Origin of the sequence: Maribellus maritimus (genome assembly GCF_022267315.1) — a bacterium.
In the GTDB taxonomy this organism is placed as follows: Bacteria; Bacteroidota; Bacteroidia; order Bacteroidales; family Prolixibacteraceae; genus Draconibacterium; species Draconibacterium maritimum.
The window spans coordinates 160,528-174,951 of record NZ_JAIKLE010000001.1; the positions used below are offsets into that span (position 1 = coordinate 160,528).

The 14,424-nt window shown below is 39.5% G+C and carries 12 protein-coding genes; 4 read left to right on the top strand and 8 right to left on the bottom strand.

The features are described from left to right. Positions 1-11: 11 nt before the first annotated feature. Positions 12-1,739 (bottom strand): apiosidase-like domain-containing protein, encoded by a 1,728-nt coding sequence (locus K5G00_RS00670; protein WP_238763337.1) that lies wholly within the window; start codon positions 1,737-1,739, stop codon positions 12-14. Between the two features lie 93 nt (positions 1,740-1,832). Beyond that, on the bottom strand, positions 1,833-2,669 hold the full coding sequence (locus tag K5G00_RS00675) for a sugar phosphate isomerase/epimerase family protein (RefSeq protein ID WP_238763338.1): 837 nt from the start codon (positions 2,667-2,669) through the stop codon (positions 1,833-1,835). A 180-nt stretch (positions 2,670-2,849) separates the two neighbouring features. On the opposite strand from K5G00_RS00675, the gene K5G00_RS00680 reads away from it, so the two are divergent. The 4 genes from K5G00_RS00680 (at position 2,850) to K5G00_RS00695 (ending at position 4,866) form a co-directional block, all read left to right on the top strand. Then, a complete protein-coding gene (locus K5G00_RS00680) occupies positions 2,850-3,500 on the top strand; it encodes an NAD(P)H-binding protein (protein ID WP_238763340.1) in 651 nt (216 codons plus the stop codon). A 56-nt stretch (positions 3,501-3,556) separates the two neighbouring features. After that, on the top strand, positions 3,557-3,754 hold the full coding sequence (locus tag K5G00_RS29985; protein ID WP_238763342.1) for a rhamnogalacturonan endolyase family protein: 198 nt from the start codon (positions 3,557-3,559) through the stop codon (positions 3,752-3,754). A 139-nt stretch (positions 3,755-3,893) separates the two neighbouring features. Next, the gene (locus K5G00_RS00690) at positions 3,894-4,304 is read left to right on the top strand and encodes a rhamnogalacturonan lyase family protein (RefSeq protein WP_394800848.1); all 411 of its coding nucleotides are present in this window, start codon (positions 3,894-3,896) and stop codon (positions 4,302-4,304) included. A 121-nt stretch (positions 4,305-4,425) separates the two neighbouring features. Continuing rightward, positions 4,426-4,866 carry a hypothetical protein gene (locus K5G00_RS00695; RefSeq protein WP_238763350.1) on the top strand — a complete coding sequence of 147 codons (441 nt, stop codon included), beginning with the start codon at positions 4,426-4,428 and terminating at the stop codon, positions 4,864-4,866. 56 nt (positions 4,867-4,922) lie between these two features. On the opposite strand, the gene K5G00_RS00700 is transcribed toward K5G00_RS00695, so the two are convergent. The 6 genes from K5G00_RS00700 to K5G00_RS00725 all read right to left on the bottom strand — a co-directional run bounded on the left by K5G00_RS00700 (position 4,923) and on the right by K5G00_RS00725 (position 14,423). Further along, positions 4,923-6,110 (bottom strand): permease, encoded by a 1,188-nt coding sequence (locus tag K5G00_RS00700; RefSeq protein WP_238763352.1) that lies wholly within the window; start codon positions 6,108-6,110, stop codon positions 4,923-4,925. Continuing rightward, positions 6,107-6,667 carry a hypothetical protein gene (locus tag K5G00_RS00705; protein ID WP_238763354.1) on the bottom strand — a complete coding sequence of 187 codons (561 nt, stop codon included), beginning with the start codon at positions 6,665-6,667 and terminating at the stop codon, positions 6,107-6,109. The genes K5G00_RS00700 and K5G00_RS00705 overlap by 4 nt, the downstream gene beginning before the upstream one ends. A gap of 58 nt (positions 6,668-6,725) precedes the next feature. Then, entirely contained in the window at positions 6,726-8,411 is a 1,686-nt protein-coding gene (locus tag K5G00_RS00710; protein ID WP_238763356.1) for a hypothetical protein, read from the bottom strand. Between the two features lie 153 nt (positions 8,412-8,564). Continuing rightward, positions 8,565-10,352, bottom strand: coding sequence for an AMP-dependent synthetase/ligase (locus tag K5G00_RS00715; RefSeq protein ID WP_238763358.1), 1,788 nt, complete (start codon positions 10,350-10,352; stop codon positions 8,565-8,567). Positions 10,353-10,603: 251 nt separating this feature from the next. Continuing rightward, complete coding sequence (gene ccsA / locus K5G00_RS00720) at positions 10,604-13,672, bottom strand: cytochrome c biogenesis protein (protein WP_238763360.1); 3,069 nt, start codon at positions 13,670-13,672, stop codon at positions 10,604-10,606. A gap of 241 nt (positions 13,673-13,913) precedes the next feature. Beyond that, positions 13,914-14,423 carry a cupin domain-containing protein gene (locus K5G00_RS00725; RefSeq protein ID WP_238763362.1) on the bottom strand — a complete coding sequence of 170 codons (510 nt, stop codon included), beginning with the start codon at positions 14,421-14,423 and terminating at the stop codon, positions 13,914-13,916. Position 14,424 lies beyond the last annotated feature (1 nt).

Consider the following 14,424-nt stretch of genomic DNA (forward strand, 5'->3'; position numbering starts at 1 on the left):
CAGCTTAATTTTTATTTTTTCTTTAGCACTATAATCATATCATTTTCAAAATTATGGGCAAATTGAATCGTATTAGAAATTTTTGCGACAGTTACTGTTTCTGCTTCTCCCGAATCAAAATTTACGCGCTTCACATCTTCAAATTCCTGTTGAAGAATATCTGCCTTTGTATACTTATTTGTCGCCGGGTTAAACCATTGAGCAGAATATTCATAGCCCTTCGAATTAAATAGTTTCACATCACTCTTGTCTGGAACATAAACTACTATTATTTTATCATCGGCCGATTTTACAACTGAAATCCAATGATTAAATTTCTCCTCGCCCGGTTGGCTTTCCAAAATCTCATTTGCCGGAAACAGCTTCCACCAATCAAATTGATTTACAAATTCGGCCAAATATCCCATTTGTATACTTCCGGGGAATTCTATACTTTTTCTCCAGCCGGTAACACCATCTGTATCACCGTGATTTAAAATGCGCTCACCAGGTTGCAACCAGGGCCAAATTCCATTTGCGCCATAAGTTACACCTGCGATTGGATTAGCAAATATGCTCCAGTAGCTTGCATTCCTTACATCTGTTGCGTCAATTCGGAAACCGATTTCTTCGTAATTGGGCTCTAAATTAATATAGGGCATTGGTTTAAGTTTGCTCCACATTTTCGCCACGGGTCCTTTGTTAATCCAGTTTACGGTACCTTCCTGATTGGAATGTGACGATTGGTATCCCATTAAATCGTACCAATCTTCCTGAGCATACAAATCACCTACAAAAGAACGTCCGTGAGGATGCAGGGTAACCGGTGCATGGTCGATGTCGTTAAAAACCCTCCGCCCGATTTCCTTCCATTTTAGCTCCAGATCATCATAATATTTTCCGTCGCCACCCAGTGTCCAGACCACATGATTTCCCTGGTAACGCGCAACAATATATTTTGCCAGTAATACAGCCTCTTCGAGCGGCAATGTGTAGCCCGGACTCAACTCACGACCTTGTCCCATCAGAAGCGCCCATAAAATTACCGGGGAAACCAGCAGACCTTTGTCGTTTGCTTCATCTATTTTCTTATCAATGCGTTTAAAAAATTCCGGATGAATTTTAATCCGGCCCGTTCCTTCAATGGCTGTTAGTCCCTCTGCATTTTTGTCGCAGCCGCGCCATTCGGTTGTAACCAGCTGAATGGTATTGTAATGATTCTCTTTTCGCTGACTAAGGTAATGCTGCCATTCTTCATCGGTTGATTTTAAAGCACCGTTCCATGCCGTACATGCCAGCCAGAAAAACGGTGTTCCATCGCTGTATGACAGGTAGTATTTTCCGGGTTCGTGCTGAATTGTACCTTTTTGAAAAAGTAGTTCCTGATGATTATTGCCATTGCAGGTAAAATCTCCTTCCACTTTATTTAATCCCTGATTCTCTGTGTCGGTACATTCCGATTTCCAGGTCCACTTTCCAATTTCATCGGGCATAAACCGAACTTTCCAGTCGGTTCCACCATCCCAAAATCCCCGAACCGTTTTTTGCCTGCCCGACGGTGCGGTAAAAACCACTTTAAAATCCCGGACGTCGTAGATGGGATTATCGTACGTTTTTGAGCTTATGAAAGGAATTTCAAATTTTGACCAGATTATGGGAAAAGCGTCGGTTTCCTGAGCTTGAATTTCAATCGTGTTTTGCGCAAAACCATGCGTAATAAAAATCAAAGATAGAAGTACGGAGATAAAAGCTCTTTTCATTTTAAAGTTTAATTGGTTAAATAATTGAAAACTAAATATAACAAAAAAGGCCAGGTATATAAACCCGGCCCTCCTTTTTCGAAATATTTTTTTCTATTTTGTAGTGGCAACCACGCCTCTGAAATAGCCGATAGATTCTGCAATTCCCATAAACGGATCTTTCATATCCTTTTCATGTTCAAGACTGATAACACCTGAATAACCAACCTTGCGCATCATTTTAACCAGTGCAGGAAAATCAATTATTCCACGTCCAACTTCAAGTGAATAGCCTAATTTTGTCGTTCCGGTTACATCTTTCAGATGCATATCAAACACACGGGTGTGGTATTTTTTCAAATCTGCCACAGGGTCTTTTCCGTTTCGTGTATCGTGGCCAATATCCAGACACATCCCCATGCGCGGATCCAAATCTTTTACACTGTCCCAAACATCTTCAGCATCAGGAAAAACCTCAATATCAGGACCATGCAAATGGATCGCGTAATTGAACCCGTATTCTTTTACTTTTTTATCTACATATGGAAGCAATTCGTAGGTAGGCACCCCAACAATGGTTTTTACACCAACTCTTTTTGCATATTCAAAGGCTTTATCAATGGCCTCTTCCGACCTCATATACAATGGACCAACCGCATAACCGGTAACATCGTATTCTTTCAGCTTGGCATGAAAAGCAGCAATTTCTTCATCGGTGCTCGTTAAAGGGAGATGAAAATCTTTGATGCACAGATAATGTACATCACAACGTTGCAGTGTTTCCAAGGTGGTTTCCAGGTCAAAATTCACAAATGTATAACCAGCCATCCCCAGTTTAAACTTTTCACCTGTTTCGGGTGCAGGCTGAGGACCAGGACGTTCCTGACCGTTAACGATAACGGAACTTAAGAACAATAAAATAACGAGAGAGATCTTTTCTATTTTTTTCATGATTAAAAACTTTTGTCAAGTTGGTTTTTGAATGACGCAAATCTACTAAAAATTATAAATCAAATTTCAAATTATTCGTTATTAAAATAATCAAAAAAGTGGGTAACCGCTTTTATTCTTTTGTTTTTTTAAAGACATTTACTATTAGTATTGATTGGTGTTCTCAAAAGAAAACGAAAAATGAAATATATAGCAAATGTTATCGGGGCAACAGGTTTAGTAGGAAGCCAACTCATTCCGTTGTTGTTAGAAAACGAACAATTTGAAAAAGTACGTATTTTTGTCCGGCGTGACTCAAATATTCAACATCCAAAACTGGAACAGCAGGTTGTTGATTTTGGCGATGAGCAAACATGGAAGACACATTTGACCGGTGACGTTTTATTTTCGGCACTGGGAACCACTTTAAAACAGGCTGGCAGCAAGGAAAAAGAATACGAAATAGATTTTACATTTAACCTGAATTTTGCCAAAAAAGCCAAAGAAAATGGCATCGAGAATTATGTATTGGTATCGTCTGTGGGAGCAAATACAGACTCACGAATTTTTTATACGCGGATGAAAGGAGAACTTGATGAAGCTGTTTCAAAAATAGGGTTTAAAAACCTCACAATTCTAAGGCCCTCCTCATTAACAGGAAATCGAAAAGAAAAGCGTACGGCAGAAATCATTTCAATCCCCATCCTCCTTTTACTTACTAAATTTGTATTCAAAAAGTATCGGCCCATTAAAGATAAAACGGTTGCACAGGCAATGATAAACGCAATTTTAAAACCCACGTCGAAAAAAACAATTTGGGAAGCCGATGAGGTTCTCCGGTTAGCTGAATAGCAGATTTCCTTAAAAAAATCATTATTTTTAATGCTCTGGCTAACATTCAAAACCATGTGGAAAAAACGTCTCTTCATCTCGCTGCTTTTGCCATTGTCTGGTTTTCAAAAAACGGCACCTTTGCGCAAATAATAATGGGAAATCCGGATCGCGGTGCCATTGCTGTAAAAAACGCTGACAGCATTTTTCTCAGCTGGCGTTTATTGGGCAATGATTCAAAAAATACTGCTTTTAATATTTATCGGATCAATTAGAAAATAACACAAAAACCGGTAGCTAACAAAACTTGTTTCATTGCTCCGGAAGGAAAAATAAATGATTCGTAGTCAATTATTCCATTTTTAAATGAAAAAGAAAATATCCGGCAAGCGTTAAAAGTCAACGTTTATCCCAATCCTTCTTTTTGATGTTCTTCTAAAAACTTCCGAGAGGTATCATCACAATGATACATCGGCAGGCGATTTGGACGGAAACGGCGATTGCGAAATTGTACTACACCAAGCTGGTCGAAACCACGAAAATTCGCACAACGAACCTACAAGCGACCTCATTTTACAGGCCTATAAAATGGACGGAACATTTCTGTGGGAAATAAATCTCGGCAAGAACATTCGGGCAGGAGCTCATTACACTGAATTTATAGTGTATGATTTAGACTGTGACGGAGAAGCAGAAATAGTATGCAAAACGACAGACGGAACAAAGGACGGTGTTGGAAAAATCATTGGTGACCAGCCAAAAAACTATGCGAATGAAAATGGAAAGATTCTGGATGGACCGAAATTTCTATGCGCGAGAGATTGACAGAAAAAGAACTTGCCACAGTCGATTATATCCCCAAGAAAACGTAAATAATATCCAATTCAAAGAAAAACTTGAACCAAACAAATAAAATCCTGTTTCTATTCAAAATAAATTAAAGACTATGTACACAGGATTACTTCACACGCATAATATGTTTCGCTGGTTAGTATTGCTTGCCCTCGTTCTGGCAATTGTTTTAGCTTACGCCGGCTGGTTTGGAAAGAGAGACTGGAAAAAAACAGATAATTTAACCGGACTGCTCCTTGTTATTTTTATGGACGTTCAGTTTTTAGTTGGTATTATTTTATATGCCTTTGTCAGTCCGTTAACCAAAGCTGCATTTGCTGATTTTGGCGCGGCTATGAGCAATCCCGATTTACGTTTCTACGCCGTGGAACATATTTTAATGATGATAATTGCGCTGGCAATCGTGCATATCGGTCGTTCAAAATCAAAAAAAGCAGTATCTCCATCAAAAAAACACAGGCTAGCAGCAATATTTTATACGATTGGGTTGATTTTGATTTTAGCCGCTATTCCCTGGAACAGAGCCCTCATGTAAATCAAATTGTCAAAAAATATCAGTTCAAAAACATAAGGCTGCCAGAAGAATAGGTTTTAGCCGGATGCCTGAAACCTTCGGAAAAATTCATACTTTCTGCGGACATGACACTTTGAGCCACATGTGCCATCTGCACCGTAGGTTTTCCAATTGCAGCCTTTACAGGGATTAATAACAAAAAATCGTATTTTTTTAATGGTACCATAAATAATGATTAAACCGAGGATAATCCCAAAAGGCCAGTGCCAGGCCGGGATGGAATATTCAGTTGGCCCACCCACTGAATCTCCAAAAATTAACGGAACGCAGCATTGTTTTACCACCAGTTCTCCTTGCACACGGTATGCATGATACTGATAATCAGGAAAAACAAACTGATCTGTAATCAAACCGGCAGCCAACGCCAGTACGATTAAAGCAAGCGCGTAGAAAGTTGCAGGTTTACCTCCCATCGATTTTCTAATTGCATTTAGTTCACCAAGATTCGTGGCTGGCCCCGCTATCATGTATGCGATGGCAGCCCCGGGTGTAGCACCAAGCAATAACAATCCCTGCACCACCACAATTGATGGAATGCTGCATGCATACACCGGAATTCCAAGTAAAATCACATAAATCAGGGTTGATAATTCCTGTTGCCCCAGCCAGGCTGAAATCCATTCCAAAGGTAGAAAGGCAAGCAACAATGACGCAATTGAAAGTCCGATTAAAATATCGACACTCACATCAGAACCCAATTCAAAAAAAGACCATTTTAATGTACCTGATAACTTTGATTTGTGTGCTTTTTCCCGAACACTTCTTTCATACTTTGAAGAATTTTTTTGACGACTTATTTTTTTTTGAGGCTTTTTGAAAATTTTATTGCCAATTGTCCCCATTAACAACGACCCCAAAACAGCTGCCAAAACGAGTGTAACCGTCAGTTTCCAACCTAACAATTTTAACGAAACTGTAATTAGCACAGGCGAAAGAACAGGTGTGGAAGTCATAAAAGCAAGCATATTGCCAATTGTTGCACCGCTTCTGAAAAGTCCGATTCCCAGGGGAATGGTACCACAGGAGCACAGGGGGAGGATACAACCAACTCCAACAGATTTAAAAAGTGAAGATGAATCCCTTCCTCCAAGATGTTGTTTTAAAATGTTGGAGGGCACATAAAAGCGCATTATCCCGGCAATAAAAAAACCAAGAACAACATACGGAGCCGATTCCAGTAGTGTATTAAAAAGTATTGATATCAAAGCCCCACCTCCTCTTCCGAAACAAATTCGACTTCAGCTTCATCGAAAAAAAATGCCGATTCATAAGGTTTTCGGGTGTCAATTCTGAAAGTTCCCCGCACCTTAACAACCGCCTGAATCATATCGGTTCTTGTAACCAACCATTCTTCTTTAAGATTTATTCTTAGGGTCCACCTCATGGCTACTTCGGGAAGGTGAACGCATGCATTTGCCAATCCAAGTGTAGGATAAAGGAAAAAAGTGTGGACAGCAATTTTGTTATCCACAGCGCGGCACCCGGGACTAAAAAAAACGGCGGCACCTGTAAGCTCCATTCTTTTACCCTGAGATTCAAGCAATTCTTTGGGTATGGAAAACTCTGCATTCTCTCCGTCGACAATATTCGCACGGACCTTATAGAAGTACTCCCAATTCTGATCTGCTTCATTAAAGGTGAGGTCATCAAGAGTTGGCATTGCGTCAGAACTTTCGTTGCCTGATTGTATTTTGCTGAATTCGATAAAATACAATAAACCAATTAAAATAATTATCAATATGGCAATTCCCCACTTTTTCATCCCTTCTGATTTTCTGAAACAGATATTCCGGTACCTCTGTCTCCCAAATTCAAACTAATTACTTTAATGGATCCATTTTCCAAACCGGATAACCATCTTTGGTTCCTTCCTGCCTGATTGTTCTGGGCCATCCGGGCATTTGCCTGGCATCCTTTTTTGTTACATCTGCAGTCCTGTCCCAGCTTTCGAAGGTTACGCTTTTCCCGGCTTTATCAAAACGAACCAATCCAAATCCGCCCCTGGTAAATTCATCGTCCGGGTTTGCATAAGCAACCATTGTAATTTTATTCCCCATCCCGTCAAGATAATCTCCGTTATACAGCAAGGGGTTACCGGGTTCCTGGTTTTCTCCTTTTTCGTCATTGGCAGGATGCCACCAGCGACTGTAATAATTATTTATAATTGCCGGCGCAACAAAAGCAAAAGGGCCGTCTCCAAATTCATCAATTCCATGGTGAATGATGGTAGCGATATGCTGGTCTCCGGCTAAATGTACGGCACCGGCTTTTCTGATGGCTTTCAAAGCTTTATTCCGGCCGGTTTGTGGCCATCCATTGCTATCTAAATCAGCGTGTAACAAATTATTAAAATTACCGTGACGCGAAGCACCGCCACAAAATCCTGTTTGCGAAAGCACCGCTTTTAAAGCTACGCCCTCCCACTGTGTACCCCAATCATCCAGAAACTCCAGCTGTCTTTCTCCCAGCAAAACAAGACCTTCCAAATCAATTGTTGCAGGATCATAATCAGGATTCCGGATATGATCCGGGCGAGGTCCCTGTTGCGGAATTTTGCCTGCAGGACCGCTTTTAAACTTTCGGTCTTCAACTATGGCAAAGTCGACTCCCCCAACAGTGAGATTAGTGTAGTAAACACCTATTCCCTGCCCGATAGGGGTGGGATCATAAGGATCCGGTAAATGCGAGGTCTGGCAACGTTCAACCATTTTTATATATTCATGATGAAAAAAATACCCACCATCGCTACCTGCCTGGCTAAGCGATTGTTTGCCACTTTCTCCCCAAAGATTTCCCTGTCCGATATCGTGGTCATCCGGAATAGTAATACATGGCCGATCTCTGAAAATATCGCGAAACTGAATACCGAAAAGTAACCACGCAGCCGTATGTTCCTTATGATCATAACTTTGATCTCCTGCAAAAAACAATATATCAGGATCTAAATAGCTTAGATTCCTGATATATTCTTCTCTTGCTCCCCGGGTTTGGTTTGAGTTACAATTTAATGATGCAACTACTATTTCATTTTTTTCAACCGGATCTTTTCTGATCAAGCCCTCGAAAGACGCTTTCTCTCCATGTCGCAACCGGTATTTTACATCTTTTGAATTGTCCCAGTTATCTATCCTGAAAAGCGCCGACCACCCAATATCGTTGACCTTTTCACTGGCAACTTTGTGCCATTTTCCGTTTTCTTTTAATTCTAAAATCACTTCTCTGCTTTCGTCCGGGTACAAAGGGAAAAGCTGGGCGGTCATTTTCATCACGCCATTTTGTACAGTGTACATTCCAAAACAAACAACTTTATCGCGTGGTACATCAACATCAATTATTCTTTTCGGATTGTTTTTCATCTTTTCAGCATGCACCCACCAATCATTTACACAATATAAGTCCAGCTTTTCAAAAGGTGCCTTTACAGGAGGTTGTCCCCTTTTTTGAGCAAGAGCATTAACAACAGTAAATATTATAATAGAAAATATAAGAATTCTGCTTTTGTACATGATATAAAATTTAGTTGATTACGGTATTAAGACTCAAAGATAAAATAAAACTTAATTTTTTTTACCTGCATTTTGCATTTACCACAATGTTAAATAAAAAGAGACTATCAGTAACGAAAGCCTCTTTCCATACATTTATGCTGAATAGCTTTTTTAACCTTTGCCGACCGAATAAATCTCCTCAATCAAATGCTGGTATTTTACAGCGACCATATTTCTGCGTAGTTTTAATGTAGGAGACAACTCTCCACTTGCAGGAGTCCACTCCTCCCAAACCAAACGAATACGGCTTATTTGCTCATGAGAACCCAGTTGTTTGTTAATCAGCTGCACCTCTTTTTGAATCTTATCGACTACTTCCGGATTTTGAATTAGCTCCTTATTATTCTCAAAAAGTATTTTATTATCAGAGCACCATTCATGGAGCAAAGGAAAATTAGGAGAGATCAAAGCACTTGCAAATTTTTCGTTGGCTCCGATTACCATAACCTGTTCAATCAGATGCGAGGCTTTAAGCTTGTTTTCTATCATTTGCGGAGCAATATATTTTCCACCCGACAGTTTAAATATTTCTTTTTTCCGGTCGGTTATTTTCAGGTATTTACCTTCATCCAGAATTCCAATGTCACCTGTGTGAAACCAGCCCGCATCATCAATCACTTCGGCAGTTAATTCAGGCGCTTTGTAATAACCTTTCATCACTCCCGGACCTTTACACAAAATCTCACCATCTTCGGCAATTTTCACCTCGTAGCCTTCCAAAATCGGCCCAACTGTCCCCACTTTCATCTCGCCGAGAGCAGGATTATTTACAGCGATAACAGGTGAGGTCTCTGTTAAACCGTAGCCTTCCAGATTCCACATTCCGGCCATTCCCAGAACGCGGGCAATTCTTGGTTGTAAAGCAGCTCCTCCGGAAACAACATATACTATATTTCCACCCAACGCTTCTCTCCATTTGGAATAAACCAGCTTATCGGCAAGTTTGATCTTTAGTGCAAGCCACGGGTTATATCTTTTATTGAATTCAAAATGTTTTGGTAAGCGAAGTGCCCAAAAATAGATCGCCTTCTTAATCCCGGTTAACTCTTTCCCTTTTGAAACAAATCCGTCATAGACCTTTTCGAGTAACCTTGGGACAGAATTAAACATGTGAGGCTTTATCTCCTTTAAGGCAGGAATGATTTGCGACAGGTTACCAACATAATAAACTCCCATGCCTTTATATTGAAAATGATAGTTCACGCTTCTTTCGTAAACATGGCAAAGCGGAAGAAAACTAATAACCCGATGATCCTTCCCGAGATGGTGCATCTTGGAATGAGCAACAAAATTTGAAACCAGGTTGTTTTGTGTGAGCATCACACCTTTCGGAACACCTGTCGTTCCCGATGTGTAAATCAGAGTAGCCAAATCATCGGGTAAAACAGATTTTTTGATTTCTTTCAAAGAATCGCCCAGTTTATCCTTTTGGGCCTTCCCCAATTCAAGGATTTCCTGATAATTTTTTGCTCTTTCAACTTCTTCAAAAGTAAAAACCTTGTCAATCGCTGCAATCCGGTTGGCAAGTGGATTTATTTTTTCAAACAGTTTTCTATCTCCTACAATGACTATCTGAGCTTCCGAATGTTCCAAAATATATTTGTATTCATCCTCTCCTATTGTGGGATAAATTGGAACATGAATAACACCAATCATTGCCATTCCCATGTCGGCGATATTCCATTCAGGCCGGTTTGTAGTGACTGTCGCAATCTTATCTCCTTTTTTCAGTCCCAATGCAATTAGCCCCATGGCAAACTGATGAGACTTTTCGTTGTATTCAGCCGTTGAATAAGTATACCATTTACCGTCTTTTTTCCCGGCAATTGCATCTTCCCGTGGAAATTCTTCTAAATAGCGCTCAAGGATGTCAAATGTACGCGTTACCACTATTCCCATTTTAAATATTGTTAAGTCAAATGGTCAAATATAACAGTTTTGACACTTCGTCTGGCCTGTTATTTCATACTCTGGAATAGTTTCCAACTTATTTGGAATCAGTCAAAACAAAACTTTTTCACTGAAAAACAGACAATTACATTTTTCAGCATCGAATTTTAGAGCATTTTATTCAAAAAAACAAATCTTATGTAAACTAAAAATTAATTTACACACACTTTTTAAAAATAGCTTTGGTTCAAATCAAAGACTCAACTGGAAGTTCGAGCTTTTTCCTTCTCAAATTGTGAATCTTTTATATACGCCCAAATAAGCAAACCTGCCAACAACACTATTGAAACGGGAACTGCAGGACTGATACCATCTACTACTCCTTTACCGTAGGAATGCAGGCCTGATAAAAAATAGTTTACACCAAAATAAGTCATCAAAATAAATGCAAAGCCAACAATCGAAGCCATGCTGTAATTATAGATACCTTTTAAAGAAGGGATTAAACGCATATGAACAATAAAAGAGTAGATAACCACACTGATTAACGCCCATGTTTCTTTTGGATCCCAGCCCCAGTAACGCCCCCAGCTTTCGTTTGCCCAAACGCCTCCAAGGAAAGTTCCGATGGTTAAAAAATACAATCCAACCGTAGCCGACATTTCGTTTATGGTTGTAAGCTGCTCAATAAAGCCTGAAACCTTTCCGGCATTTGATTTTTTTCGAAGAACGATTAAAATCATTGTCATAACGCCTAAAAACATACTTAAGCCAAGGAAACCGTAACTGGCAGTAATAATCGCCACATGAATAGCAAGCCAGTACGATTTTAATACCGGAACCAAATTGGTTACCTCTGGGTTCATCCAGCTTAAATGGGCAACAAACAGCGCAATACCGGAGAGGAACGCTGCCGTTCCAACAACCATTGGATATTTTCTGCCAAAAATTAAACCGGCCAGCATGGCAGCCCAGGCAACATAAACCACCGACTCGAAGCCGTTACTCCATGGTGCGTGACCCGAAATATACCAACGCGTTATTAAACCGGTGGTATGAATCAAAAACAAAACGACTATTAACCCAAAGAAAATGATACGAATAAATTTTGGCAGAGGTCTTTGCCTGAAAATATTGATAAACAGTACAACCAGAAGTAAAAAACCAAACATCAGGTAAAACGGAAAGATTCGTTTAAAAGGATCTGTCTGGTTGTAAAAAATCTCAATATCTTTTTTGCTTTGCGACGGCAGTAATTCAGCGCCATATTTCTGCTGAAAATTTCCGATAGCCTGCAGCACCTCCACCGCATCAGCATTTTGTTTTCCGGCAATGGACTGCAATAATAATTGGAACCCGCTTTTTATAAAAATAGAATCGCCACCTGAATATTCAGTGGCTTCAGCACCAGGTGCATACCACGGATCATCGCGGTGTTCCCGGGGATAAACCTGAAAAAGAGAACCCCCAAAAACCATAAAACAAATATTCACCCGCTCATCAAGATAGATGTATTCTTTTTCCAATTGATTTCTAAAAGCAGGCATTTTGCTGTATGCGGCTCTTACATTATCCGCAATCAGGTAATTTCCTTCCGAATCAAAAAGTTGTTGAATACTTGCATATTTCCCGCTTACTCCAATTTCTGCAGCCAATTCTTTTGCAGAAACACGCACAATTGGTAATGTTCTCCAAATCTCAGGGTAAGTCATCATACTTAAAACTACTTCATCAGCTGTTTTCCCATATAACGACGATTTGCGGCTTACCTTTCTGATGATTTCACTGTTAAGCGTAGAAATTGGTTCAATTCGTCCGTCAACTCCCTGAACCCACAATTCACTAAAATCTATTACAACCTGATCATGAATATCAGGAATCCCCGCACCAACCCCGGTTTGTGCCGAGGCTGAAACTGATATGCCCGTTAACAATGTAATTCCAACAACTGTTTTTACAGAAATCTGTTGAAGTTTACGCGCTAAAAATCTGAAATATGAATATCTGTTTAGCAGTGAAAGAATAATTCCAATAATTAAAAGAGCGTACCCGATATAGGTAACCCAGGTCCCAACGAAATCGTGATTAACAGAGAGGATTGTTCCCTGTTCATCCTGATCGTAGGAGGACTGAAAAAATTTATATCCCTTATAAACCAAAGTATTATTCATAAAAATACGATAATCCTCTTCCAGCCCCACACTTTCATCACGAAGAACGACTTCGGAGGCAAACGACGACGGAGACTCTGAGCCCGGATATCTTTCCAGTTGAAAGTCTTTCAGATAAATACTAAAAGGAACTTCGAGCGGCAAAGCACCATATGCAAGTTCCAAAGTACCATTTCCCAGTGGTACCTGCACAGTATCGGGAGACATTCCTGAATGACCAAAAACCGGAACTGTCTGTGTTCGGATTCCATCAGAAATTTGAATGATAACTGCATCCTCATGCGTTTCGTTCTGACTTTTTACAGCTGAAAATGTGGCTCCGGGCAAAAAGCTGCGAATTAAAAACTGAAATCCGTCGTACCCGTACAAAAACATACTTTTCACCTGTATCGTATCGCCGGCACTAAAAGTTAGCTTTTCCTGTGTTGCCATTGTAGTTTCAGTAAGTGGCTTACCGGCGGTCATATACAACTGGTTATTCTGTCGGAAAAACCTGATATCGGGTTCTGAAATGGTCTCAAACCCTACTTTAAATCCGGGATAATCAAGCAAATCCCCTTTTGTAAAAAAATACGACTGCATTCCCTGTGCCGTAGATGACGAAAAAACAAAATCGATAACCGCCTCTCCCGTTTCAGAGGGAATGGGTTTGCGTTCAGCATCGGAGATAAAACCAATTGACTTTACTTTTACTTTTTGACCGCTTACATCAAATTTTGCAGAAAATTGTTTTGGTGTTAGTTCTGAAAACCTTACTTGCTTTTCCTTCTCCTGAGTGCCAAAACCCGCATAAAAATAGTCATCGGAAGAAAGAATAGAATTCGAGCTGCTGTTTTCGCGAATATGCATTACTCCTTCAAAACTAAAAAAACGCGTAATTCCTGCGCCGAGCAAAATTACAAGGAAAGAAATATGAAATACGCCCAAAGTAAAACGCTGCTTTGTAAAAAAATTATAACGGAAGAGGTTATTTATCAGGTTAAGGGCAAACAATGCCCAAAGCAGTTCAAACCAGCGCGTATTGTATATAAGCGATCTGGCTGCTGGTGTTCCGTAACTACTTTCAACAAAAGTCGCAATTGCCATAGAAAAGGCAAGCATTAAAAACAAAAAGGCCATAAATGGCAAAGAAGTGATAAAAGAATACAGTTTTTTCATTTAACCTATAATTTATTCCAGTAAACCGAAAATAGGAAAACCGAAATTTTAAACAGATTCAGATTAAAATGGTTTTGCTGTCCGATTTATTTTCTGTTAAAAATTAAATCGGATGAAAATAATTTTTATTTAGAACAAATCAAAGAAGTCTGTTATAAAACCGGACTTTTCTGTATTTTATTTTCCAAATACTTGTAAACTTGCTGTCAATATTCAATAATTGTTCAGTTTTGGAAATAAGCTATTTAGTTTGCCGGTTATTTTTTAACTCTTTCCACTTTTTAACAATATTTTCTTCACCTTCAAAATACTCCACTTTTGAGTCCTTCATAAAGTTTCCATATCCCAGTACATTTATTTTTCCCGTGTCGGGGTATTCACACACATCAAAACCAATAAGAACGCGTATATCGAGGTAAACGCAGGGTTTGTCGGTATGATTAAAAAATTGATGGGCTCCATTTTCACCCTTTTCAAAAAACACAATATCACCTTGTTTCAACACCTCAAAACCATCGGGTGAGCGCACTGTCAATTCACCTGAAACAATCATCATTAATTCTTCCGCAAACTGATGGAAATGATACGGAAATGAGAATTCTCCGGGCTTGAGTTTTCGCATGTCAAATATTAAATTTTCTGATTTTGCTACTTCCCATAACCTTGGAGACGCAGTAAACATTCTGAAATTTTCAACGGCGTTCGAATTTTCCTTGAATTCAAAGTCATCTTTTGTAAAAATGGTTGCCATA

What these genes read in the sequence shown, in the direction of transcription:
- K5G00_RS00725 (WP_238763362.1), bottom strand. Translation starts at nt 14,423, where the DNA reads ATGGCAACCATTTTTACAAAAGATGACTTTGAATTCAAGGAAAATTCG.
- K5G00_RS00670 (WP_238763337.1), bottom strand. Translation starts at nt 1,739, where the DNA reads ATGAAAAGAGCTTTTATCTCCGTACTTCTATCTTTGATTTTTATTACG.
- K5G00_RS00680 (WP_238763340.1), top strand. Translation starts at nt 2,850, where the DNA reads ATGAAATATATAGCAAATGTTATCGGGGCAACAGGTTTAGTAGGAAGC.
- K5G00_RS00715 (WP_238763358.1), bottom strand. Translation starts at nt 10,352, where the DNA reads ATGGGAATAGTGGTAACGCGTACATTTGACATCCTTGAGCGCTATTTA.
- K5G00_RS00710 (WP_238763356.1), bottom strand. Translation starts at nt 8,411, where the DNA reads ATGTACAAAAGCAGAATTCTTATATTTTCTATTATAATATTTACTGTT.
- ccsA (WP_238763360.1), bottom strand. Translation starts at nt 13,672, where the DNA reads ATGAAAAAACTGTATTCTTTTATCACTTCTTTGCCATTTATGGCCTTT.
- K5G00_RS00695 (WP_238763350.1), top strand. Translation starts at nt 4,426, where the DNA reads ATGTACACAGGATTACTTCACACGCATAATATGTTTCGCTGGTTAGTA.
- K5G00_RS00705 (WP_238763354.1), bottom strand. Translation starts at nt 6,667, where the DNA reads ATGAAAAAGTGGGGAATTGCCATATTGATAATTATTTTAATTGGTTTA.
- K5G00_RS00675 (WP_238763338.1), bottom strand. Translation starts at nt 2,669, where the DNA reads ATGAAAAAAATAGAAAAGATCTCTCTCGTTATTTTATTGTTCTTAAGT.